A 20,868-nucleotide genomic window follows, 5' to 3' on the forward strand; every position below is an offset into this window, starting at 1 on the left:
CTTGTAGACGTGAAAACTGCTCAGTCAGCCAGTGCCGCCTTTTGCAGTTCAAAGATCTCGTTCATGCCTTTTTTCGCCAGCTCCAGCATCGCGTTCAAGTCTTCCGGCTGGAACGGCGCACCTTCAGCGGTGCCCTGTACTTCGATGAAACCACCAGTGCTGGTCATCACCACGTTGAGATCGGTCTCGGCAGCGGAGTCTTCCAGGTAATCCAGATCCAGTACGGCTTCGCCCTGGTACATGCCGACCGATACCGCGCCAATCATTTGCTTGAGCGGGTCGCCGCCTTTAAGGCCGCCGCGCTTCTTGATCACTTTCAAGGCATCAATCAGCGCGACCATGGCACCGGTGATGGACGCGGTGCGGGTGCCGCCATCCGCCTGGATCACGTCGCAATCGACGTACAGGGTCACGTCGCCGAGCTTCGACATGTCCAGCGCCGCGCGCAGCGAACGGCCGATCAGGCGCTGGATTTCCAGCGTGCGGCCGCCCTGCTTGCCACGGCTCGCTTCGCGCTGGTTACGTTCGCCAGTGGCGCGCGGCAGCATGCCGTACTCGGCAGTCAACCAGCCCTGACCCTGGCCTTTGAGGAAGCGCGGCACGCCGTTTTCGACGCTGACGGTGCAGATGACTTTGGTATCACCGAATTCGACCAGTACGGATCCCTCGGCGTGTTTGGTGTAGTTGCGGGTGATGCGGATCGAGCGTAGCTGATCGGCAACGCGACCACTTGGACGTTTCATAGGGACACCTGTACTGAGGACGGAAAACTGCCGAGCATTATAGAGCGCTGCACCGCGCCTGGGCACTTGTTAAAAACGCTGGCCGACGGCCGAAGGCCCTGAGTCGCGCATAACCGACGGGCTGCAGCGCTTTGTCACACCGTGTGTTTGGGCGCATTCGCCGCACTGCGCTACAATCCTGCGCCTTTGCTGCCAGTCGGCTTAAATTCACTGAAATCGCGCCTGCGGAACACCCTGCTGCGCCGATCTGCATTGCGAGGTCACCGCCATGGTGCACAGCATGACCGCCTTCGCCCGCGTCGAGAAAGCCGGCGCTCAGGGCACCCTGAGCTGGGAACTGCGCTCGGTCAACAGCCGCTATCTGGAACCGCACCTGCGCTTGCCGGAGTCGTTTCGCGACCTGGAAGGCTCGGTGCGTGAAGCGCTGCGCCAGGGGCTGTCGCGGGGCAAACTGGAGTGCACGCTGCGCTTCACCGAAGAAAGCACCGGCAAAACCCTGCAAGTCGATCGCGAGCGCGCCGCGCAACTGGTCGCCGCCGCGGAAACCGTCGCCGGGCTGATCAGCAATCCCGCCGCACTGAATCCGCTCGAAGTGCTGGCCTGGCCCGGCGTGCTGGTGGGCGATGCGACTGACCCGCAGGCATTGAACGCCGACGCGCTGGCCCTGTTCAATCAAGGCCTCAGTGAGTTGAAGGCCGGCCGCGAGCGCGAAGGCGCGGAGCTGGCACGGCTGATCAATGAGCGCCTGACCTCCATCGAAGCGGACGTCGTGACGCTGCGCGAACTGGTGCCGCAGATGCTTGCCACCCAGCGCCAGAAAGTCCTCGACCGCTTCGCCGACATGAAGGCCGAGCTCGATCCGCAGCGCCTGGAACAGGAAATGGTCATGCTCGCGCAAAAGAGCGACGTGGCCGAAGAACTGGATCGCCTGAGCACCCACATCATCGAAGTTCGCCGGGTGCTCAAATCCGGCGGTGCGGCCGGGCGACGCCTGGACTTCCTGATGCAGGAGCTCAATCGCGAAGCCAACACCCTGGGCTCCAAGGCCTTCGACCCGCGCAGCACCCAAGCCGCCGTCAACCTCAAAGTGTTGATCGAGCAGATGCGCGAACAAGTGCAGAATATTGAGTAAGGCTACCCTGACATGAACCACCACACCGGCACCCTGTACATCATTTCCGCGCCATCGGGCGCGGGCAAAAGCAGTCTGGTCAAAGCGTTGACCGACGCCAATCCAGAGATCCGCGTTTCGGTCTCGCACACCACCCGCGCCATGCGTCCGGGCGAAGTGGACGGCGTGAACTACCACTTCGTGACCCGCGAAGAGTTCGTGAAAATGGGCGAGCACGGTGATTTCCTTGAGCGCGCCGAAGTCTTCGGCAACTTCTACGGCACCTCGCAGAGCCGCCTGCAACAGACGCTGGACGAAGGCCACGACCTGATTCTGGAAATCGACTGGCAAGGCGCCGAGCAAGTGCGCAAGCTGATGCCGCAGGCGCGCTCGATCTTTATCCTGCCACCGTCGCTTCAAGCCCTGCACCAGCGCCTGACCAACCGCGGCCAGGACAGCGACGAGATCATCGACGGCCGGATGCGCGAAGCCGTCAGCGAGATGAGTCATTATGTCGATTACGACTACCTGATCATCAACGACGATTTCGCCCACGCGCTCGACGACCTGAAGGCGATTTTCCGCGCCAACCAGCTGCAACAGAAACGCCAGCAGGTACGTTTCGGCAAATTGCTGGCCGAATTGCTCGGTTAAAACAGCACTTCCCAAAATGCCTGCAAGCGCTTTACATTGGTGCTTGCAGCGCGTTGAAGGGCTTGGTCAAAAAATCAGCGCTTCCCTAATCGCTGGTGATTTTTTAAACTGCTCAGTCCGCTCGCCCAACCGGGCAGCGCGCATATTGCATTCGCTCCGAGGAATACCATGGCCCGCGTAACCGTTGAAGACTGCCTAGAACACGTGGAAAACCGCTTTGAGCTGGTCATGCTCTCTACCAAGCGTGCCCGTCAACTGGCCACCGGCGGCAAAGAGCCATTGGTCCAGTGGGAAAACGACAAGCCGACCGTTGTCGCGCTGCGTGAAATTGCTGAAGGCCTGATGAGCTACGAGTTCATCGCCGAGCAGGAAATCGTCCAGGATGAACCGCTGTTCGCAGCGTTCGAGGACGAGTCGAACGAGGCCGTCTAAGCCTATGCCTGGTCGACGTAGCACGGCGCGGGGTCAAAGCTTTCGGCAGGAATCATCATGCCGAGCATAGACGCCCTCGCCGATCGCTTATCGACCTACCTCGGCAACGACCAGGTCAACCTGGTCCGCCGAGCGTACTTCTACGCCGAACAAGCCCATGACGGTCAACGCCGTCGCAGTGGCGAGGCGTACGTCACGCATCCTCTTGCCGTGGCGAATATTCTTGCCGACATGCACATGGACCATCAAAGCCTGATGGCCGCAATGCTGCATGACGTGATCGAAGACACCGGTATTGCCAAAGAAGCGCTGCAAGCGCAGTTCGGCGAAACCGTGGCCGAACTGGTCGACGGGGTCAGCAAACTGACCCAGATGAATTTCGAGACCAAGGCCGAAGCCCAGGCGGAAAACTTCCAGAAAATGGCCATGGCCATGGCGCGCGACATTCGCGTGATCCTGGTCAAGCTCGCCGACCGCCTGCACAACATGCGCACGCTGGAAGTGCTGTCCGGCGAAAAGCGCCGGCGCATCGCCAAGGAAACCCTCGAAATCTACGCGCCCATTGCCAACCGCTTGGGCATGCACGCGATCCGCATCGAATTCGAAGACCTCGGCTTCAAGGCCATGCACCCGATGCGTTCTGCGCGGATTTACCAGGCGGTCAAACGCGCCCGGGGCAACCGCAAGGAAATCGTCAACAAGATCGAAGAATCCCTCGGCCATTGCCTCGCCATCGACGGCATCCAGGGCGAAGTCAGCGGTCGGCAGAAACACCTCTACGGCATCTACAAGAAAATGCGCGGCAAGCGTCGGGCCTTCAACGAAATCATGGACGTCTACGCGTTCCGGATCATCGTCGACAAGGTCGATACCTGCTACCGCGTTCTGGGTGCTGTACATAATTTGTACAAACCGTTGCCGGGGCGCTTCAAGGATTACATCGCGATTCCCAAGGCCAACGGCTATCAGTCGCTGCACACCACGCTGTTCGGCATGCACGGTGTACCGATCGAGATCCAGATCCGCACCCGTGAAATGGAAGAAATGGCCAACAACGGCATCGCCGCCCATTGGCTGTACAAATCCAGCGGCGACGAGCAGCCCAAAGGCACTCACGCCCGCGCCCGGCAATGGGTCAAAGGCGTGCTGGAAATGCAGCAACGTGCCGGCAACTCGCTGGAATTCATCGAGAGCGTGAAGATCGACCTGTTCCCGGACGAGGTCTATGTGTTCACGCCAAAGGGCCGGATCATGGAGCTGCCGAAAGGCTCCACGGCGGTCGACTTTGCCTACGCCGTACACACCGACGTCGGCAACAGCTGCATCGCCTGCCGGATCAATCGCCGCCTCGCACCGCTGTCCGAACCGCTGCAAAGCGGCTCAACGGTGGAGATCGTCAGCGCCCCGGGCGCACGGCCGAACCCGGCATGGCTCAACTTCGTGGTCACCGGCAAGGCGCGTACGCACATTCGCCACGCACTGAAACTACAGCGCCGCTCGGAGTCCATCAGCCTCGGCGAACGCCTGCTGAACAAGGTCCTCAACGGTTTCGATAGTGCGCTGGAGCAGATCCCGGCCGAACGCGTCAAAGCGATGCTCACCGAATACCGCCTCGAACTGATCGAAGACTTGCTCGAAGACATTGGCCTGGGCAATCGCATGGCTTACGTGGTCGCCCGGCGCCTGCTCGGCGAAGGCGAGCAACTGCCAAGTCCGGAAGGCCCGCTGGCCATTCGCGGCACTGAAGGTCTGGTGCTCAGTTACGCCAAATGCTGTACGCCGATCCCGGGCGACCCGATTGTCGGTCACCTGTCGGCGGGCAAAGGCATGGTCGTGCACCTGGACAACTGCCGCAACATCAGTGAAATCCGGCACAACCCGGAAAAATGCATCCAGCTCTCGTGGGCCAAGGATGTCACCGGCGAATTCAACGTCGAACTGCGCGTCGAACTGGAGCACCAGCGCGGCCTGATCGCCCTGCTGGCCAGCAGCGTCAACGCCGCCGACGGCAATATCGAGAAAATCAGCATGGACGAACGCGATGGCCGCATCAGCGTCGTGCAGTTGGTGGTCAGCGTCCACGACCGTGTGCACCTGGCTCGCGTGATCAAGAAGTTGCGCGCCCTGACCGGAGTGATCCGCATCACTCGCATGCGTGCATAACTCAAACCTAACAAGGAGTCCTACATGACCAAGACTGTTATCACCAGCGACAAGGCCCCGGCCGCCATCGGCACTTACTCCCAGGCGATCAAGGCAGGCAACACCGTGTACATGTCGGGGCAGATTCCTCTGGACCCAAAGACCATGGAACTGGTTGAAGGCTTCGAAGCCCAGACTGTCCAGGTGTTCGAGAACCTCAAGGCCGTGGCCGAAGCCGCTGGCGGTTCGTTCAAGGACATCGTCAAACTGAACATCTTCCTCACCGATCTGAGCCACTTTGCCAAGGTCAACGAGATCATGGGCAAGTACTTCGACCAGCCCTACCCTGCTCGCGCCGCCATTGGCGTGGCTGCCCTGCCGAAGGGTGCGCAGGTTGAAATGGATGCCATTCTGGTCATCGAGTGATGCGCACGGCGCGGCCTTCAACCGTCGCGCCGACTGCTGCAAGAAAAGGTTTTGAAAGGACTCCACCATGCGCAAAGCGCTAGCTCTCTCGCTGCTCGCCCTCTTCCTTGGCGGCTGCGCCAGCGACCCTGCCGACCGTGACATCAGCGGCACCTGGATCAACCAGGTGGCGATCGATGCCGCTGCCAAGGGCGGCCCCCTGCGCGAAGCGCTGCAGGCCTATGGCCCGAACCTGGAGTGGGACGTCAACACCAAGGCCGGTCAGGCCCGCTACACCAACGGTTTTGAAAACGTCGAAGGACGGCTGCTGGGCGAACAGTCCGGTGCCTGGAAAGTCGATTTTTACGGCAGCTCTGCCAGCGAATTGAAACGCGACGGCAACCACCTGCAGCAAGCCGCGAGCGACAACGAACCGGAACAGCTGTTCGACCGCGCGCAGATCCCGGTGCCGGAAGGCGCGCCGATCGGTGCCAGTTTCGAACGAGCGCTGTACTCGGCGTATCTGGGCGGCAACTGGACCATCACCAGCGGTCAGGGCGAAGGCGGCACCGTACAGTTCCAGGCCGACGGGCAAGTGACCGGCCTGCCGGGCGCGGATCGGTATGCCTTGTGCCTGGCCGGTGACTGCGCGTCGATGAGCAATGGCAACGACAGCATGTGGCTGCAGCTCAATGGTCAGGGCAATAACTGGATCTTTGTGCGCAAGGGCAAGGAGCTGGAAATCCTGCAAGCAGTCAATACCGCGCTGGCGGATGAGCAGCCGCAGTTTGCGGCGGGTGAGCGCAAGTGGTTGCTGGAGAAGCAGTAACCGTCTCTGAATTCGCAGAAATCCCCCTGTAGGAGTGAGCCTGCTCGCGATAGCGGTGTATCAGTCAATATCGATGTGTCTGATACACCGCTATCGCGAGCAGGCTCACTCCTACAGGGGTTTTGCGAGGCCAGAAAGTCAGCAGCGACCTTCGAGGATAGCTGCGTAGCCTTCGCGATAACTCGGATACTTTGGCACCCACCCCAACGCTTTCGCCCGCGCATTGCTGCAACGCTTGCTGCCGGTGCGCCGTACGCTGGCGTCGTCGGCCCATTCAGTCACGCCCAGATACTCGCGCAACCAGCCTACCACCTCAGCCAATGGCGCCGGCGCATCGTCGACACCGATGTAAAACTGATCAAGCGCCACACCCTGCCGATCTTTCTCCAGCAGAAACGCCAGCAACCCCGCCGCATCATCGGCATGAATCCGGTTGCCATATAACGGCGGCTCGACCGCCACGCGATAACCGCGACGCACCTGAGTCAGCAGCCATTCGCGGCCCGGGCCGTAGATACCGGTCAGACGCAACACGCTCGCCGGGATGCCGCTGTTGAGCGCGACCTGCTCGGCCTCGAGCATCAAACGCCCCGAATAACCGGCCGCGACAGTCTCGGAGGTCTCATCGACCCACGCGCCGTCCTGCTGGCCGTACACACTGCTGCTAGAGACGAAGACCAGTCGCTCAGGCACTTGCCCATAGTCGCCCAACCAACTCAGCACATTCTGCAAGCCTTGAACGTAGGCCTTACGATAGCCCTCTTCATCGTGATCGGTCGCCGCTGCGCAATAAACCACATGATCAACGGCGCCTACCGGCCAGGTCGCCGGGCATTCCTCGTTGAACAGGTCCCCGGCAACGCCGATCACACCCTCCGGCAGCCTGGAAACGTCCCGGCGCAGGCCGTAAACGTCCCAACCGGCTGCCAGCAATTGCGTGGCCAGACGACTGCCGACATCACCACAACCGGCAATCAAAACAGAAGGCGCGGACATCAGAAAACTCCCATCAGAAAGGCACAGACTAGCGCTGGCGCAGGACGAGCGGCTAGCGATCAAGGAAAAAAAGTTACTCTATTACTTTTGTTAACAAGAATTACTTGCAATAATGCACGCCACTTTTGTTCTCGGCCTCACGAGGCCTGGAAGAGCAATAACGTTTTTCAATCTCAGGTCCGGCCAGCATGACACGTAATCAAACTCCCGCTTCGCCAACCATTCGACCTCGCGCCTGGAGCGCTGTCGCGGCTCTGTTGCTCAGCCTGATGCTGGCACCGACCGCTGCTATCGCCGACGCCCAGGCACCAGCCACCCCAGCCGCCACCGAACAGAACGCACCGGCTGCCGCTCCGGCTGCACCGGCGGCCACCGATCCGGTGCAGGCTGTCGATGCGGCCGACGCACCTGAAGTCCTTGAAGCCGACAACACCTTGGGTATGGCCCACGACTTGTCGCCATGGGGCATGTACCAGAACGCCGACATCATCGTGAAAATCGTGATGATTGGTCTGGCCATCGCTTCGATCATCACCTGGACCATCTGGATTGCCAAAGGCTTCGAGCTGATGGGTGCCAAGCGCCGTCTGCGTGGTGAGATTGCCGCACTGAAAAAAGCCACCACCCTCAAAGAAGCCAGCGCGACCGCGGGCAAGGAAGGCACTCTGGCCAACCTGCTGGTGCACGACGCGCTCGAAGAAATGCGCCTGTCGGTCAACAGCCGCGAGAAAGAAGGTATCAAGGAACGCGTCAGCTTCCGCCTCGAGCGCCTCGTCGCTGCCTGCGGTCGCAACATGAGCAGCGGCACCGGCGTCCTCGCTACCATCGGTTCCACCGCGCCGTTCGTCGGTCTGTTCGGTACCGTATGGGGCATCATGAACTCCTTCATCGGCATTGCCAAAACCCAGACCACCAACCTTGCCGTCGTAGCGCCGGGTATCGCTGAGGCGTTGCTGGCCACTGCCCTGGGTCTGGTTGCAGCGATCCCTGCCGTGGTCATCTACAACGTCTTTGCCCGTTCCATCGCCGGTTACAAGGCGCAGGTCTCCGATGCTTCGGCAGAAGTCCTGCTGCTGGTCAGCCGCGACCTCGACCACCAGCCTGAGCGCAGCTCGCAGCCGCACATGGTTAAAGTGGGGTAATCGGCCATGGGCCTGCATTTGAAAGAAGGCGCAGACGACGATCTGGCCGAGAACCACGAAATCAACGTCACGCCGTTCATCGACGTGATGCTGGTGCTGTTGATCATCTTCATGGTGGCCGCACCGTTGGCCACTGTGGACATCAAGGTCGACCTGCCGGCCTCGACCGCCAAACCGGCGCCGCGGCCAGAAAAACCGGTGTTCCTCAGCGTCAAGGCTGATCAGCGTCTGTACATCGGTGACGACGAAGTGAAAGCCGAAACCCTTGGTGCAGTGCTCGACGCCAAAACCCAGGGCAAGAAAGACACCACCATCTTCTTCCAGGCCGACAAAGGCGTGGACTACGGTGATCTGATGAGCGTGATGGACAAATTGCGCTCGGCCGGTTACTTGAAGGTCGGTCTGGTCGGACTTGAGACGGCAGCCAAGAAATGATCACGACGCGCCATAAGCTGACGCGTTACAGCGGTAGCCTGGCCGTGGTGCTGGGCGTTCATGCGCTGGCCATCGCGCTGGCGCTGAACTGGACCAGCCGCCCGCCCATCGAGTTGCCACCCCAGGCAATGATGGTCGAGCTGGCCCCGGTGCCTGCCCCGCCACCGCCGGCTCCGCCGAAAGTCGTCACACCGCCGCAGCCACCGGCTCCGGTTGAAGAATTGCCGATTCCGAAACTGGCCGAAGCACCAAAAGCGGAAATCGCGGTACCGAAACCCAAGCCGAAGCCCAAGCCCAAACCGCCGAAGCCAGTGGAGAAGAAGCAGCCCGAGCCGCCGAAGGAGAAGCCTTCCGAAGAGAAACCGGCCGACACCCAGCCGACCCAGGCACCCACGGAGAAATCCGCCCAGCCTGCGCCGGGTCCGTCGCCAGCACAATTGGCGGCCAAGGCCAGTTGGCAAGGCACCCTGCTCGCGCATTTGGCCAAGTACAAAAAATACCCGGCCAGCGCTCAGGCACGGGGCAAGGAAGGCTTGAACCGTCTGCGCTTCGTGGTCGATGCCGAGGGTAACGTGCTGTCGTTCGAACTGGTAGGCCGCTCCGGCAACGCCGATCTGGACCGGGCGACCCTGGAAATGATCCGCCGCGCCCAACCGCTGCCCAAGCCACCGGCCGACATGCTGAACAACGGCTCGATCGAAATTGTTGCGCCGTTTGTTTATTCGCTCGAACGCCGCCGCTAAGCAACACCGCAATACCCTGTAGGAGTGAGCCTGCTCGCGATTGCGGTATGTCAGACGATGATTTTCTGCCTGATACACCGCAATCGCGAGCAGGCTCACTCCTACAAGGGATCTCTGCAGCCGGGAGATAGGATAATAAAGGCACCGAAAGGTGCCTTTTGCGTATCTGCCAGCGGCAAACCCACCTAGGCAGGTGTCGCACTCAGCCCTCAGTCTGATAACGTGCGTCTATCGATTGCAGCCGGTATGCTTGGCGCGCATCTTCATGGACGCTTGCTATGACCCTCACAGAATTACGCTACATCGTTACCCTCGCCCAAGAGCAGCATTTCGGCCACGCGGCCGAGCGTTGCCACGTCAGTCAGCCGACGCTGTCGGTGGGCGTGAAGAAACTTGAAGACGAACTCGGTGTGCTGATTTTCGAGCGCAGCAAAAGCGCCGTGCGCCTGACCCCGGTGGGCGAAGGCATCGTCGCTCAGGCGCAGAAGGTCCTCGAACAAGCCCAGGGCATCCGCGAACTGGCCCAGGCGGGCAAAAACCAACTGACCGCACCGCTGAAGGTTGGCGCGATCTACACGGTCGGCCCGTACCTTTTCCCGCACCTGATTCCACAACTGCACCGGGTCGCCCCGCAGATGCCGTTGTATATCGAAGAAAACTTCACCCACGTGCTGCGCGACAAACTGCGCAACGGCGAGCTCGACGCGATCATCATCGCCCTGCCGTTCAACGAAGCCGATGTGCTGACGCTGCAGCTCTACGACGAGCCGTTCTACGTCTTGATGCCGGCCCAGCATCCGTGGACGCAGAAAGAAACCATCGACGCCGGCCTGCTCAACGACAAGAGCCTGCTGCTGCTCGGCGAAGGCCACTGCTTCCGCGATCAGGTGCTCGAAGCCTGCCCGACCCTGACCAAAGGCAACGACGGCGCCAAGCACACTACGGTCGAATCCAGCTCGCTGGAAACCATTCGCCATATGGTCGCGTCCGGTCTGGGCATCTCGATCCTGCCGCTGTCGGCAGTGGACAGCCATCACTACGCCCCGGGCGTGATCGAAGTGCGTCCACTGTCAGCCCCCGTACCGTTCCGCACTGTGGCGATTGCCTGGCGCGCAAGCTTCCCGCGGCCCAAAGCCATCGAAATTCTCGCCGACTCCATTCGCCTGTGCTCGGTGGCCAAACCCGCCGCGCCGGTTAAAGCCGGTTAAGCCACGGTCATGACGGAGCTGTCGCAAGTGTCGGTGACGGCACTCAAGGGTGTCGGCGAGGCCATGGCCGAGAAACTGGCCAAGGTCGGCCTGGAAAATCTTCAGGACGTGCTGTTTCACCTGCCGCTGCGTTATCAGGATCGCACCCGTGTGGTGCCGATCGGCGCGCTGCGGCCGGGGCAGGACGCCGTGGTCGAAGGCACCGTCAGCGGCGCTGACGTGGTCATGGGCCGCCGCCGCAGCCTCGTTGTGCGTCTGCAAGACGGCACCGGCGGCCTGAGCCTGCGCTTCTACCATTTCAGCAACGCTCAGAAAGAAGGCCTCAAACGCGGCACGCGGGTGCGCTGTTACGGCGAAGCCCGGCCCGGCGCCTCAGGCCTGGAAATCTACCACCCGGAATACCGCGCGATCACCAGCGACGAACCGCCGCCAGTGGATGAAACCCTGACCCCCGTCTACCCGCTTACCGAAGGCCTGACCCAGCAGCGTCTGCGCCAGTTGTGCATGCAGACCCTGACCCTGCTCAAACCGAGCACCCTGCCCGACTGGCTGCCGACCGAGCTGGCCCGCGACTACCAACTGGCGCCGCTGGCCGACGCGATCCGCTACCTGCACAACCCGCCCGCCGATGCCGACGTCGATGAACTCGCCCTCGGCCATCACTGGGCGCAGCATCGTCTGGCCTTCGAAGAATTGCTCACCCATCAACTGTCGCAGCAGCGCCTGCGCGAAAGCCTGCGTTCGCTACGCGCCCCGGCGATGCCGAAAGCCACGAAGCTGCCACCGAAATACCTGAAGAACCTCGGCTTCAGCCCGACCGGCGCGCAGCAACGGGTCGGCAACGAAATTGCCTACGACCTCAGCCAGCACGAACCGATGCTGCGGTTGATTCAGGGTGACGTCGGCGCGGGTAAAACCGTGGTCGCCGCCCTCGCCGCGTTGCAAGCGCTGGAGGCCGGTTATCAGGTCGCGCTCATGGCGCCAACCGAGATTCTTGCCGAACAGCACTTCATCACCTTCAAGCGCTGGCTCGAACCGCTGGGCATTGAAGTCGCGTGGCTGGCTGGCAAGCTCAAGGGCAAGAACCGCGTCGCCGCGCTGGAACAGATCGCCAGCGGCACACCGATGGTGGTCGGTACACACGCGCTGTTTCAGGACGAAGTGCAGTTCAAGAATCTCGCACTGGTGATCATCGATGAACAGCACCGTTTCGGCGTGCAGCAGCGTCTGGCGCTGCGGCAGAAAGGCGTTGGCGGGCGCATGTGCCCGCATCAACTGATCATGACCGCCACACCGATTCCGCGGACGTTGGCGATGAGTGCCTACGCCGATCTCGACACCTCGATCCTCGACGAACTGCCGCCCGGTCGAACGCCGGTCAACACCGTGCTGGTCACCGACACCCGCCGCGTCGAAGTCATCGAGCGAGTGCGTAGCGCCTGTGCCGAGGGTCGTCAGGCCTACTGGGTCTGCACGCTGATTGAAGAATCCGAAGAGCTGACCTGCCAGGCTGCCGAAACCACTTTCGAAGACCTCACCGCCGCCCTTGGCGAATTGAAAGTCGGGCTGATCCACGGGCGCATGAAACCGGTCGAGAAAGCCGCCGTCATGGCCGAATTCAAGGCCGGCAACCTGCAACTGCTGGTCGCGACCACGGTGATCGAAGTCGGCGTCGACGTGCCCAACGCCAGCCTGATGATCATCGAAAACCCCGAACGCCTCGGCCTCGCGCAGCTGCACCAATTGCGCGGCCGCGTCGGCCGGGGTAGCGCCGCCAGCCACTGCGTGCTGCTCTACCATCCGCCGCTGTCGCAGATCGGTCGCCAGCGCCTGGGCATCATGCGCGAAACCAACGATGGTTTCGTCATCGCCGAAAAGGACCTGGAGCTGCGCGGCCCCGGCGAAATGCTCGGCACCCGCCAGACCGGCCTGTTGCAATTCAAGGTCGCCGACCTGATGCGCGATGCCGATTTACTGCCCGCCGTGCGTGACGCCGCGCAAGCATTGCTGGAGCGCTGGCCGACCCACGTCAGCCCGTTGCTCGACCGCTGGCTGCGGCATGGGCAGCAATATGGCCAAGTGTGAGCACGGTCGCAGTTTCTGACAGAACCTTCCGAGCAAGCTGGTTATACTCCTGCCATTGTTTCAAAAACGGATACAGACCATGACTGACGCAGCTCTCGCCCCCGAATCCCCGCACGCGCCGTCTGTTATTCGGCTGTTGCTCGGCAAGCTGGGTATCGCCTACGAAGAAGTGCTGGAGCACCACGGCCTCAACGCCTCGCGCAAGGTGCAAGCGGTGTTGCTGGACGATGCCGTGGGCGCGCTGATGGTGCTGTTTCCGCAAAGCCAGTTGCTCGATCTCAATCGCCTCGCCGAGCTGACTGGCCGTCGTCTCACAGCCGTGTCCACCGAGCGTCTGGAAAAGATGCTCGGCAAACACAACCTGAGCCTGCTGCCGGGCCTGCCGGCGCTGACCAGCTCGCCGTGCCTCTATGAAGAAAGCCTGCTGCGTGAGCCGAAGCTGCTGATCAACTCCGGCGAGCCGGGCCTGTTGCTGGAGATCAGCAGCGAAGACTTCAAGACCATGCTGACCAAGGCCAGCGCCGCCAACTTCGGCGAAGCCCTGAGCAGCATTCGCCCCAACCTCGACCGCCCGGACGATGACCGTGAGGAAATCACCCAGGCCGTGCAGGCGTTCACCGCACGGCGCATCCAGCAACGTCTGGAAGCGACCATCGAAATTCCGCCGCTGGCTGAAACCGCACAAAAAATCATCAAGCTGCGCGTCGACCCCAACGCCACCATCGACGACATCACCGGCGTGGTCGAAACCGACCCGGCGCTGGCCGCGCAAGTGGTGAGCTGGGCCGCATCGCCGTACTACGCTTCGCCGGGCAAGATCCGTTCGGTGGAAGACGCGATCGTGCGCGTGCTGGGGTTTGATCTGGTGATCAACCTGGCGCTGGGCCTGGCCCTCGGCAAGACCCTGAGCCTGCCCAAAGACCACCCGCAGCACACGACGCCGTACTGGCAGCAATCGATCTACACCGCCGCCGTCATCGAAGGCCTGACCCGCGCCATGCCGCGCGCCCAGCGCCCGGAAGCCGGCCTGACGTATCTGGCCGGCCTGCTGCACAACTTCGGCTATCTGCTGCTGGCCCACGTGTTCCCGCCGCACTTCTCGCTGATCTGCCGCCATCTGGAGGTCAACCCGCACCTGTGCCACAGCTACATCGAGCAACACCTGCTGGGTATCAGCCGCGAACAGATCGGCTCGTGGCTGATGCGCTACTGGGACATGCCGGATGAGCTGGCTACCGCCCTGCGCTTCCAGCACGACCCAAGCTACGACGGCGCCTACGCCGAATACCCGAACCTCGTCTGCCTGGCCGTGCGCCTGCTGCGCAGCCGCGGCATCGGCTCCGGGCCGGATGAAGATATTCCCGATGCCCTGCTCGACCGTGTCGGCCTGACTCGCGAAAAAGCCAACGACGTCGTCAGCAAAGTCCTCGAGGCCGAAGTGCTGCTGCGCGAACTGGCTTCGCAGTTCAGCCAGGGCTAAACGCAATCGCGAGCAAGCTCACTCCTACAAGGTTTAGGTAATCCCTGTAGGAGTGAGCCTGCTCGCGATGAATCCACCACGGTCCAACTGACCACATCTAATCACTCCCACGCTCCGCGTGGGAATGCATCCCGCGACGCTTCGCGTCACCAAAGGCTCAAGCCTTAGGCTTGGCCTTCCTCGGCTTCAAATACTTCATCAATCCCTGAAACCACATCACCAGCGCCGGGTTGCCCTTAAGCTGAATCGACTTGTCCTGAATCCCCTGCATAAACGCCAACTGCTTGTTCTTCGCCTGCATCGTCGCAAAGCCATAACCCGCATCTTTAAACGCAATCGCAAACGCCGGCTCCGCCACCACGCCGGACTTGCTGGTGATGCGCTGATCCTTGACCACGAAATGCCGTGCCACTTTCCCGTCCAGCGTCTGTAGCTGAAACACCAGATCCTTGTCACCCAACTGCTGCTGGAACGCCGGATTGGTCCGGCTGGCCTTGGCCATCAACAAACCCATCATCCACAGAAGAAAACGAAATTTCATGCGCACAGCCTCTAAAGGAAAATGAACGGCCGGGGCAGTGTAAGGGATTCGGACGATAACGCCAGTATCTGCCGCTGTTGGAAGAGGATGCGGACCAATACCCGCACGATGACCGCCAAGTCACGATTCAGCGCTCCCCAACTGATCGCTCCCACGCTCTGCGTGGTAATGCATCCGAAACGCTCCGCGTCTCACCCCCTACACCTGTTGAAACACAACTCTGTAGGAGCTGGCGAAGCCTGCGATCCTTTGATCTCCCGGCCCGCAAACCTATGGGAAATTTCCTGCAAAGTGCCGGGCTGTCTGTGAACTAGGCGAGTTGGCTGGCTAGCGATAGGCTCTGTTTGTCGCCGCAAAATCGGTGGCCGGATGTGCAAGTCCGAACTCGGGGAAATCAATTAACTGCTCAGGATTTACACCGATGACCGATGAAACATTCAGCACTGAAGCAACCTCGCCCTACGAATCCCCCAATTCGAAGAAATTCCACGAAGCCGCCGAGCGCGCCCTCGACCATCACTTCAAACCGCCCACCGAACCCCACCCCAAACGCGAAACCGGCCTCTTCAAACTCTCCCCCGGCACCGACGCCGAAGCCCTCATGGCCAACGCCTCCGAAGACCTGCTGCCCATCAGCGTCATCGCCTGCGACTTGGCCGACGATCTACACGGCTCACGCCGTTCTGTGGCACTGGCCCTGAGCAGAATGGCGGATGGGGTGCGATTGATGGTGGAAGGGACGCTTGATCATATTGCGCGGCGGCGAAGCCGTAGCGGGATTTGCGGATGAAAAAAAGGGGACGTTAAATCCCCTTCCAACAATGTCCGTAAAAATCCAGACATAAAAAAGCTGCCAACGAGGGCAGCTTTTTTAAAAGTCTCGAAAGCTTCAACCGGCCAGTCGACCGACAGGCTCAAAATCACTGCCTTTTGACAGTGCAGCATCCAGAAAGCGGCTGCGCTTACCGGAGCGTTTGGCCAAGACTTCAAGAGCTTCAGCCTGGAACCGGGCAGCCATCAAAGGCTTGGGTTCATGTTTGGACTTTTTCATGGAAACCTCTCGGGTCTCGAATTTGACTGGACAGTATTACCGCTCAACCCAAGCTTCTGAACATAAACAGAAATAACCTGACACTGATTACTTAGTCCGAGCATTCCGCAGCCTTCAAGCCTCAACCGCCGACGCAGTCGCTCATCGGCAGGACGTAAAAGGCTATTGAAGGAACGCTTGACCACGCTGAAGTACCGAACATGGCAACCGCTTTAGCTGTGTAGAAACTTCACTATGGGCAGTCAGTGGTACTAGCAGCAGAGCAGAGATAAACGCACGCGAAACTTCAAATCGGAAATTCATTCAACGATTCATAGGCAACTGAAAGCGCATCCGCACCCTGCAATTCGCAAAATCCTCACGAAACAAACGCTCGCTCATTTTGCAGTGCCCCTCCGCGTATTGCCTCCAAAGCGAATCATCGAGCTCTTCCCCTCCCAGCAGCTCAATTGAGTTCGTTACATCTCTCTCACGATCCTTCCCGGCAATCGCGGATGCCGCTTTGTAAAAACCATCCAGCGGTAAACCCGTCTGTAGAGCGATCAACTCTCCCAGCCGAGCATTGGTCGTCTGCACCAGACACCCAAGCCTCTCGATTGGCGCCTCAGCGCCCGGCAACGCGGCTTGATAAAGCTCTTCGCAAAACGACTCTTTGAAGCGCACCCAGTTCTTTTGCACATCTCTCAGACGGCTTTGCTCCGCTGGAGCCAAAGTCGACAGCGCTTTTTTGTATTGCTCGTTCAAGACACCATCGACTTTCTTGAAGGTTTGCTGGCCGCAAATGATCAAGTCCGGATTGGACAAACTGTCTGGGTTGCACGCTTCTCCAGCAAACAATGCGGATGAAGCAGCAGAGAGCAAGCAACCGAGAAGAATCGAAAATACTTTCACGCTGTTACTCCTTCCCTTGACGGTCATGTCTGTACAGCCAAAACAGCGGCGGCAACAACACCAACAACGCAAAACCATCGAGCCACACGTGCGACCAGACCTGCTGTTGCGCCGAGAGCCACATATCCTGAGGCGCCCATAACAGGATGCCCGCGATCAACCAACCCCAGACTGCCGGGGCTTTCAAGCGATTGCCCAGGTGCACCAGTGCGAGCATGTACAGCGAATAACTTTGCAACGTCGCGCCGAACAGCGCGAGCCACCAGACCTGTTGATCGTGTCCGGCAGCAGGTACCGCATCGGCGCCCCAGAACGACAGTTCGAGGACTCGCAGGTAGCCATCGAGCAAGCCGGAGTCACCGGCCCAGGTCAGGGTGACACCGGCGAGAATATGCGTGATCGCAGCGGCATATAGCCAAAGCACCAACGCTGGGCGAAGCGAGGAAAAAGGGGCTGGCATTCCGTGTCCTGAGCGCGTTCCTTGGGGTGGGGAGTTTAAAGGAAAATCGGGGTCGTTAGCTGCTCAAATATTAAACGTTTAAGCGCCGCGGATTCTGGCTCAGCGCATATGAAAACACGTTAGCCATGATGGCGGAACGCGTTTGATGACATCGAGGTGAAAAGGCCTCGGGCTCTGTAAACGCCCTTCCTCACTTAACCTTACTAAAAGCAGCTGCTGGCCACTATCGGTTCGGCCACTTCGGACTGAAGTCGCTTAATCGCATTGATGCCCGAGTCGTTACCTTTGTCGGCAGCAAGCTGATAACAGGCCAAGGCGCGAGGAGTATCTTTCTTTCCTAGATCGCCGCTTTTCCAATAATCGCCTAACGAAACGAATGCATGGGTTGATCCCATGGTGGTAGCACGAATCAACTCTTTTTCAACGTCCAGCGGGCGCTGGCAGGGGCCTGAGCCGGCCAATTCATTGCCAAAACAATAGAAGCCAGCCAACGACTCAGCACCGCTCGGTGAATCAACGGCTGCTGCTTTGAAAAGAGCCTCAACTTTGTCGTATTCCAATTGCGGGGCCATACCCGACAGACTCAGCCCGGCCGCAGCCGAACTAGATATAGGATCGCCTGAAGCGGCCGCGCACAGGTAATTTTCCAAAGTCGCCTCAAAAAGTTCTCCTGTCAGTCGGTATTGCTCAAGGCCGCCCAAGCCAGCAAATCCTTGTCCGCGCTGCCAACAGAAATTCTCCGAACGACTCATTTTCCGCGTACTGGCTACAGAAAGCTCTTTATCAGGAATCGACCAGTCCTCAACCCCATCAAGCGTCCAGCAGGATTTTCGCGAAAAGTTGAAAATCTTGATATTGCTGTTGCCGGCGCGTTTATCCACAACGTTAACGTGGCGGTCATCCACCTTCTCGATCTCTATTCCTTCCACTTTCCCATCGGGCACGGCCACCATTAAAGGAAACGCCATATCGCGTCCCACCTCCGCAGTAACGTGAGTCACAATCCGCCCTATATCCGACGTTCCCTTTAATACCAGCAGCTTCACGGCCTGCGCAGTTAGTCGCTTCTGCGATTCGACATTAGCGGAGAATGCTGGAAGAAATTGTGCAAAGTCTTGCGTAGGGCACGAACCACGTCCAATTGTCGGACCACTCCCTGTATCGGACGCGATATTGTCCAAAAACACTGAACGGTCACGACTCATACTGGCGATGCAATTGTTCACCGCTGCCACATGCGCCGAAGAGCCCGGTTCCGTCTCCAACGCATCGACCTGGCAATCGGTATCGCGCAGTTTGATCCAGGCGCGCTGAGCCTCCTGAACCGTTGCCTTTTGGCTCGCCGCAAGAACTGGATCAGTTTGATACCCACCTTCGAGCCGAACCATCAGTTCTTGATAACTGGTATTCAACTGCTTATCTGCAGCAACCTTGGCACTCACAGAACATCTTTCCCCCTGAGAGTTCGTAGTGATATCGGTACATGCATCGTCAGCAAATGCATGTCCCCCCAACAGAGATAAACCACCAATCAACACGGCGGGCAGCACCGGAATAAGATATTTACTCAAGGCAAATTCCAACAATATTTTGCGAAAGTGTATTTTTAAGTCGTGCTTATTCGTCAAGGGAGATAGCCATTTTCAGAGTAGGTCCATTCAGATAAACGACTGCTTCGCGCCCATTAATATCGACAGGGGTAGGATTCTGGATCATTCCTTCATCACTAGCCTTCGCAATTTTTGTTAACGTCTTATCCGCAACATTGGCACGCCAAATAGTTTCATCACCATTTTTAAAGTAAAACGTTGGCCGCGACTTGCTCCAAATCGGAGCATAAATATTCCAACCGGCCTCGGGCAGACCAACTGGAGCTATGGTTTCATACCCTGGGGTGTGCGAGTAGTACGCCTGCAATTTTCCATACTCACCACCCCAACCGAATGTCAAACCACTAACCGCATTTTCATCAGTATTTGGCCACTGCTGGAACAACAAACTGCTTTCTACTGGCGGGGATTTTGAACCGAGCTTATAAACCATCCCCCGCAGCTGGTTCTTAGAGAGCTGCTGTCGATAGTAAAACGCCTCATCCAAGATTCCCGCGAATCTTTTCCCTTCGTCGTTTGAACCCAAACTCAGAGCACCATCAAAACCGATATCTTTCGCAATCGTGTGCAATACTGGCCTGTCGTTGCGATCGACGTACTCATATAGATTACCCCGGTACGCAATCATCGCCGCATCAAAATGCCCTTCAAACACGATGACATGCAACATGCCTGAAATTGTTTCGGCGGAGATCAAAAATCGTTCGACAGCCCCTTTTTCATTGGGAAGCCACGCTAAATCAATGACCTTCCATGAGCGCGCAAACTGTGTGTACGGCTTATCACCCGACATTAACTTAATATCTTTCTGATTTGGCCTAGGCGCAATAGAAACCGGCGACAGAAAGCGTATCTGCCGAACATAAGAGTCCTCTAAGCACTCCCCTGACTCACAAGAATTACGCTCTGACTCAAGCCAATCATTTTCGATTATTTGAAAAGCTCGCCGATTTTTTATCGGTTTGAAAACCTCACTGAGCTTTTCGTCCATTGCGGACAAAGAAGGAGAACTACAAATTTTCCTCTCTACGTCCGTCGAAGCTTTACCACAATCGAAACTAGCAGAAAATGCGACCGAACTGAATAGCAAAAAGGTTAACGATAAAAAGCAGGGGAGCGAATATAGATTTTTCATTGAATCAACCATCAAAGGAAAAGGAGGAAAAGGGGGACAGACCACGTTTTCGGACACTACTAAAAGGTGGTCTGGCCCTATTCACTATTCGATCTCAACTCCAGGCGTTTTGCCGGGCGTGATAGCGGCCATCAGCGGATAGGTGAAAGTAGCTCCACTGACACCCGAGGTCGAAGGCTCAAAGGTACTTTGACCCTTCCCCGCTACCGGTTTCAACACAAGCGACTTGACCGTCAACGCAGTGAGACGGCGCTGTGATTGGCTGTTGGCGGAAAACGCCGTCAGGAAAGGTGCGAACTCCTCCGAGGGGCAGATATCGCTGGTCGGCGCCGTCGAAGCGCTCTTGTTGGATGCAAGCGCAGGGGCGATCTTGTCCAGATACAGCGAGCGCTCGCGGCTCATTCTGGCGATGCACGAGTTAACCGCGAACACATGCGCCGGCATCCCCGTCTCGATTTCGAACGCCTCCAACGGGCAGTTCGCATCGCGCAGTTTTAGCCAGGCTCGCTGGGACTCTTTAACCTTCGCTGCGTACTCCACGCCCAACGCCGGATCTGCTCGATAGCCAGACTCAAGTCGCGCCATCAACTGCTTGTAGCTGACGTTCAACTGCGCATCGGCAGCCTTCTTCGCCGCCTCCGAGCAGGGCACCATTTCCAGGCTTGAGGTGACATGGCTGCAGTCGTTCTGCGCATAGGCCGCTGAAACTGGCAGCAGCACGGCCAGCAGGGTAAAAACAAAACGTTTCACGGTGTTCATCCTTGAATGGTACAGG

Annotated in this window: 22 protein-coding genes; 13 read left to right on the plus strand and 9 right to left on the minus strand. The window is 59.0% G+C overall.

Going from position 1 to position 20,868, the window contains the following annotated elements; translation table 11 throughout:
- Positions 1–20: 20 nt before the first annotated feature.
- On the minus strand, positions 21–743 hold the full coding sequence (rph, locus tag HU755_RS04060) for a ribonuclease PH (protein ID WP_186630702.1): 723 nt from the start codon (positions 741–743) through the stop codon (positions 21–23).
- A 268-nt stretch (positions 744–1,011) separates the two neighbouring features.
- On the opposite strand from rph, the gene HU755_RS04065 reads away from it, so the two are divergent.
- The 6 genes from HU755_RS04065 (at position 1,012) to HU755_RS04090 (ending at position 6,316) form a co-directional block, all read left to right on the plus strand.
- Positions 1,012–1,875, plus strand: a complete 864-nt coding sequence (locus tag HU755_RS04065) for a YicC/YloC family endoribonuclease (RefSeq protein ID WP_186630703.1) — start codon at positions 1,012–1,014, stop codon at positions 1,873–1,875.
- A 12-nt stretch (positions 1,876–1,887) separates the two neighbouring features.
- The gene (gene gmk / locus HU755_RS04070; RefSeq protein WP_186619262.1) at positions 1,888–2,508 is read left to right on the plus strand and encodes a guanylate kinase; all 621 of its coding nucleotides are present in this window, start codon (positions 1,888–1,890) and stop codon (positions 2,506–2,508) included.
- A 168-nt stretch (positions 2,509–2,676) separates the two neighbouring features.
- Positions 2,677–2,940, plus strand: coding sequence for a DNA-directed RNA polymerase subunit omega (rpoZ, locus tag HU755_RS04075; RefSeq protein ID WP_008030604.1), 264 nt, complete (start codon positions 2,677–2,679; stop codon positions 2,938–2,940).
- Positions 2,941–2,997: 57 nt separating this feature from the next.
- Complete coding sequence (gene spoT / locus HU755_RS04080; RefSeq protein WP_007954439.1) at positions 2,998–5,103, plus strand: bifunctional GTP diphosphokinase/guanosine-3',5'-bis pyrophosphate 3'-pyrophosphohydrolase; 2,106 nt, start codon at positions 2,998–3,000, stop codon at positions 5,101–5,103.
- A 24-nt stretch (positions 5,104–5,127) separates the two neighbouring features.
- A complete protein-coding gene (locus HU755_RS04085) occupies positions 5,128–5,508 on the plus strand; it encodes a RidA family protein (RefSeq protein ID WP_014340863.1) in 381 nt (126 codons plus the stop codon).
- Positions 5,509–5,575: 67 nt separating this feature from the next.
- On the plus strand, positions 5,576–6,316 hold the full coding sequence (locus HU755_RS04090; RefSeq protein WP_186630704.1) for a hypothetical protein: 741 nt from the start codon (positions 5,576–5,578) through the stop codon (positions 6,314–6,316).
- A 138-nt stretch (positions 6,317–6,454) separates the two neighbouring features.
- On the opposite strand, the gene HU755_RS04095 is transcribed toward HU755_RS04090, so the two are convergent.
- Positions 6,455–7,312, minus strand: coding sequence for an SDR family oxidoreductase (locus HU755_RS04095; RefSeq protein ID WP_186619263.1), 858 nt, complete (start codon positions 7,310–7,312; stop codon positions 6,455–6,457).
- A 188-nt stretch (positions 7,313–7,500) separates the two neighbouring features.
- Here HU755_RS04095 and exbB point away from each other — a divergent pair, with 188 nt between their 5' ends.
- The 6 genes from exbB (at position 7,501) to HU755_RS04125 (ending at position 14,405) form a co-directional block, all read left to right on the plus strand.
- Complete coding sequence (gene exbB / locus HU755_RS04100; protein WP_186630705.1) at positions 7,501–8,454, plus strand: tonB-system energizer ExbB; 954 nt, start codon at positions 7,501–7,503, stop codon at positions 8,452–8,454.
- A gap of 6 nt (positions 8,455–8,460) precedes the next feature.
- Entirely contained in the window at positions 8,461–8,889 is a 429-nt protein-coding gene (gene exbD / locus HU755_RS04105) for a TonB system transport protein ExbD (RefSeq protein ID WP_007920333.1), read from the plus strand.
- Positions 8,886–9,632 (plus strand): energy transducer TonB, encoded by a 747-nt coding sequence (locus HU755_RS04110; RefSeq protein WP_186619265.1) that lies wholly within the window; start codon positions 8,886–8,888, stop codon positions 9,630–9,632. The genes exbD and HU755_RS04110 overlap by 4 nt, the downstream gene beginning before the upstream one ends.
- A gap of 278 nt (positions 9,633–9,910) precedes the next feature.
- Complete coding sequence (locus tag HU755_RS04115) at positions 9,911–10,840, plus strand: hydrogen peroxide-inducible genes activator (protein ID WP_186546032.1); 930 nt, start codon at positions 9,911–9,913, stop codon at positions 10,838–10,840.
- A 9-nt stretch (positions 10,841–10,849) separates the two neighbouring features.
- Positions 10,850–12,925: an ATP-dependent DNA helicase RecG gene (gene recG, locus HU755_RS04120; RefSeq protein WP_186630706.1), complete on the plus strand. Its 2,076-nt coding sequence runs from the start codon at positions 10,850–10,852 to the stop codon at positions 12,923–12,925.
- 79 nt (positions 12,926–13,004) lie between these two features.
- Positions 13,005–14,405: an aminoacyl-tRNA deacylase and HDOD domain-containing protein gene (locus tag HU755_RS04125; RefSeq protein ID WP_186630707.1), complete on the plus strand. Its 1,401-nt coding sequence runs from the start codon at positions 13,005–13,007 to the stop codon at positions 14,403–14,405.
- A gap of 157 nt (positions 14,406–14,562) precedes the next feature.
- Here HU755_RS04125 and HU755_RS04130 read toward each other — a convergent pair whose 3' ends face one another.
- A complete protein-coding gene (locus HU755_RS04130; RefSeq protein WP_186630708.1) occupies positions 14,563–14,946 on the minus strand; it encodes a helicase in 384 nt (127 codons plus the stop codon).
- A gap of 421 nt (positions 14,947–15,367) precedes the next feature.
- Here HU755_RS04130 and HU755_RS04135 point away from each other — a divergent pair, with 421 nt between their 5' ends.
- On the plus strand, positions 15,368–15,736 hold the full coding sequence (locus HU755_RS04135; RefSeq protein WP_186630709.1) for a DUF6124 family protein: 369 nt from the start codon (positions 15,368–15,370) through the stop codon (positions 15,734–15,736).
- A gap of 99 nt (positions 15,737–15,835) precedes the next feature.
- Here the strand turns inward: HU755_RS04135 and HU755_RS04140 are convergent, their stop codons facing one another.
- From HU755_RS04140 to HU755_RS04165, 6 genes are all read right to left on the minus strand, one after another.
- Positions 15,836–15,997: a hypothetical protein gene (locus tag HU755_RS04140; RefSeq protein WP_186630710.1), complete on the minus strand. Its 162-nt coding sequence runs from the start codon at positions 15,995–15,997 to the stop codon at positions 15,836–15,838.
- A gap of 303 nt (positions 15,998–16,300) precedes the next feature.
- Entirely contained in the window at positions 16,301–16,888 is a 588-nt protein-coding gene (locus tag HU755_RS04145) for a lysozyme inhibitor LprI family protein (protein ID WP_346655422.1), read from the minus strand.
- 4 nt (positions 16,889–16,892) lie between these two features.
- Positions 16,893–17,348 carry a cell division protein gene (locus HU755_RS04150; protein WP_186630712.1) on the minus strand — a complete coding sequence of 152 codons (456 nt, stop codon included), beginning with the start codon at positions 17,346–17,348 and terminating at the stop codon, positions 16,893–16,895.
- A gap of 203 nt (positions 17,349–17,551) precedes the next feature.
- A complete protein-coding gene (locus HU755_RS04155; RefSeq protein WP_186630713.1) occupies positions 17,552–18,919 on the minus strand; it encodes a lysozyme inhibitor LprI family protein in 1,368 nt (455 codons plus the stop codon).
- A gap of 46 nt (positions 18,920–18,965) precedes the next feature.
- The gene (locus HU755_RS04160) at positions 18,966–20,093 is read right to left on the minus strand and encodes a lysozyme inhibitor LprI family protein (RefSeq protein WP_238349955.1); all 1,128 of its coding nucleotides are present in this window, start codon (positions 20,091–20,093) and stop codon (positions 18,966–18,968) included.
- A gap of 84 nt (positions 20,094–20,177) precedes the next feature.
- Positions 20,178–20,843 (minus strand): lysozyme inhibitor LprI family protein, encoded by a 666-nt coding sequence (locus HU755_RS04165; protein WP_346655423.1) that lies wholly within the window; start codon positions 20,841–20,843, stop codon positions 20,178–20,180.
- Positions 20,844–20,868 lie beyond the last annotated feature (25 nt).

The sequence above is a fragment of the Pseudomonas sp. SWRI111 genome (assembly GCF_014268555.1).
Lineage (GTDB): Bacteria > Pseudomonadota > Gammaproteobacteria > Pseudomonadales > Pseudomonadaceae > Aquipseudomonas > Aquipseudomonas hamedanensis.

What these genes read in the sequence shown, in the direction of transcription:
- rph (WP_186630702.1), bottom strand. Translation starts at nt 743, where the DNA reads ATGAAACGTCCAAGTGGTCGCGTTGCCGATCAGCTACGCTCGATCCGC.
- HU755_RS04065 (WP_186630703.1), top strand. Translation starts at nt 1,012, where the DNA reads ATGGTGCACAGCATGACCGCCTTCGCCCGCGTCGAGAAAGCCGGCGCT.
- gmk (WP_186619262.1), top strand. Translation starts at nt 1,888, where the DNA reads ATGAACCACCACACCGGCACCCTGTACATCATTTCCGCGCCATCGGGC.
- rpoZ (WP_008030604.1), top strand. Translation starts at nt 2,677, where the DNA reads ATGGCCCGCGTAACCGTTGAAGACTGCCTAGAACACGTGGAAAACCGC.
- spoT (WP_007954439.1), top strand. Translation starts at nt 2,998, where the DNA reads ATGCCGAGCATAGACGCCCTCGCCGATCGCTTATCGACCTACCTCGGC.
- HU755_RS04085 (WP_014340863.1), top strand. Translation starts at nt 5,128, where the DNA reads ATGACCAAGACTGTTATCACCAGCGACAAGGCCCCGGCCGCCATCGGC.
- HU755_RS04090 (WP_186630704.1), top strand. Translation starts at nt 5,576, where the DNA reads ATGCGCAAAGCGCTAGCTCTCTCGCTGCTCGCCCTCTTCCTTGGCGGC.
- HU755_RS04095 (WP_186619263.1), bottom strand. Translation starts at nt 7,312, where the DNA reads ATGTCCGCGCCTTCTGTTTTGATTGCCGGTTGTGGTGATGTCGGCAGT.
- exbB (WP_186630705.1), top strand. Translation starts at nt 7,501, where the DNA reads ATGACACGTAATCAAACTCCCGCTTCGCCAACCATTCGACCTCGCGCC.
- exbD (WP_007920333.1), top strand. Translation starts at nt 8,461, where the DNA reads ATGGGCCTGCATTTGAAAGAAGGCGCAGACGACGATCTGGCCGAGAAC.
- HU755_RS04110 (WP_186619265.1), top strand. Translation starts at nt 8,886, where the DNA reads ATGATCACGACGCGCCATAAGCTGACGCGTTACAGCGGTAGCCTGGCC.
- HU755_RS04115 (WP_186546032.1), top strand. Translation starts at nt 9,911, where the DNA reads ATGACCCTCACAGAATTACGCTACATCGTTACCCTCGCCCAAGAGCAG.
- recG (WP_186630706.1), top strand. Translation starts at nt 10,850, where the DNA reads ATGACGGAGCTGTCGCAAGTGTCGGTGACGGCACTCAAGGGTGTCGGC.
- HU755_RS04125 (WP_186630707.1), top strand. Translation starts at nt 13,005, where the DNA reads ATGACTGACGCAGCTCTCGCCCCCGAATCCCCGCACGCGCCGTCTGTT.
- HU755_RS04130 (WP_186630708.1), bottom strand. Translation starts at nt 14,946, where the DNA reads ATGAAATTTCGTTTTCTTCTGTGGATGATGGGTTTGTTGATGGCCAAG.
- HU755_RS04135 (WP_186630709.1), top strand. Translation starts at nt 15,368, where the DNA reads ATGACCGATGAAACATTCAGCACTGAAGCAACCTCGCCCTACGAATCC.
- HU755_RS04140 (WP_186630710.1), bottom strand. Translation starts at nt 15,997, where the DNA reads ATGAAAAAGTCCAAACATGAACCCAAGCCTTTGATGGCTGCCCGGTTC.
- HU755_RS04150 (WP_186630712.1), bottom strand. Translation starts at nt 17,348, where the DNA reads ATGCCAGCCCCTTTTTCCTCGCTTCGCCCAGCGTTGGTGCTTTGGCTA.
- HU755_RS04160 (WP_238349955.1), bottom strand. Translation starts at nt 20,093, where the DNA reads ATGAAAAATCTATATTCGCTCCCCTGCTTTTTATCGTTAACCTTTTTG.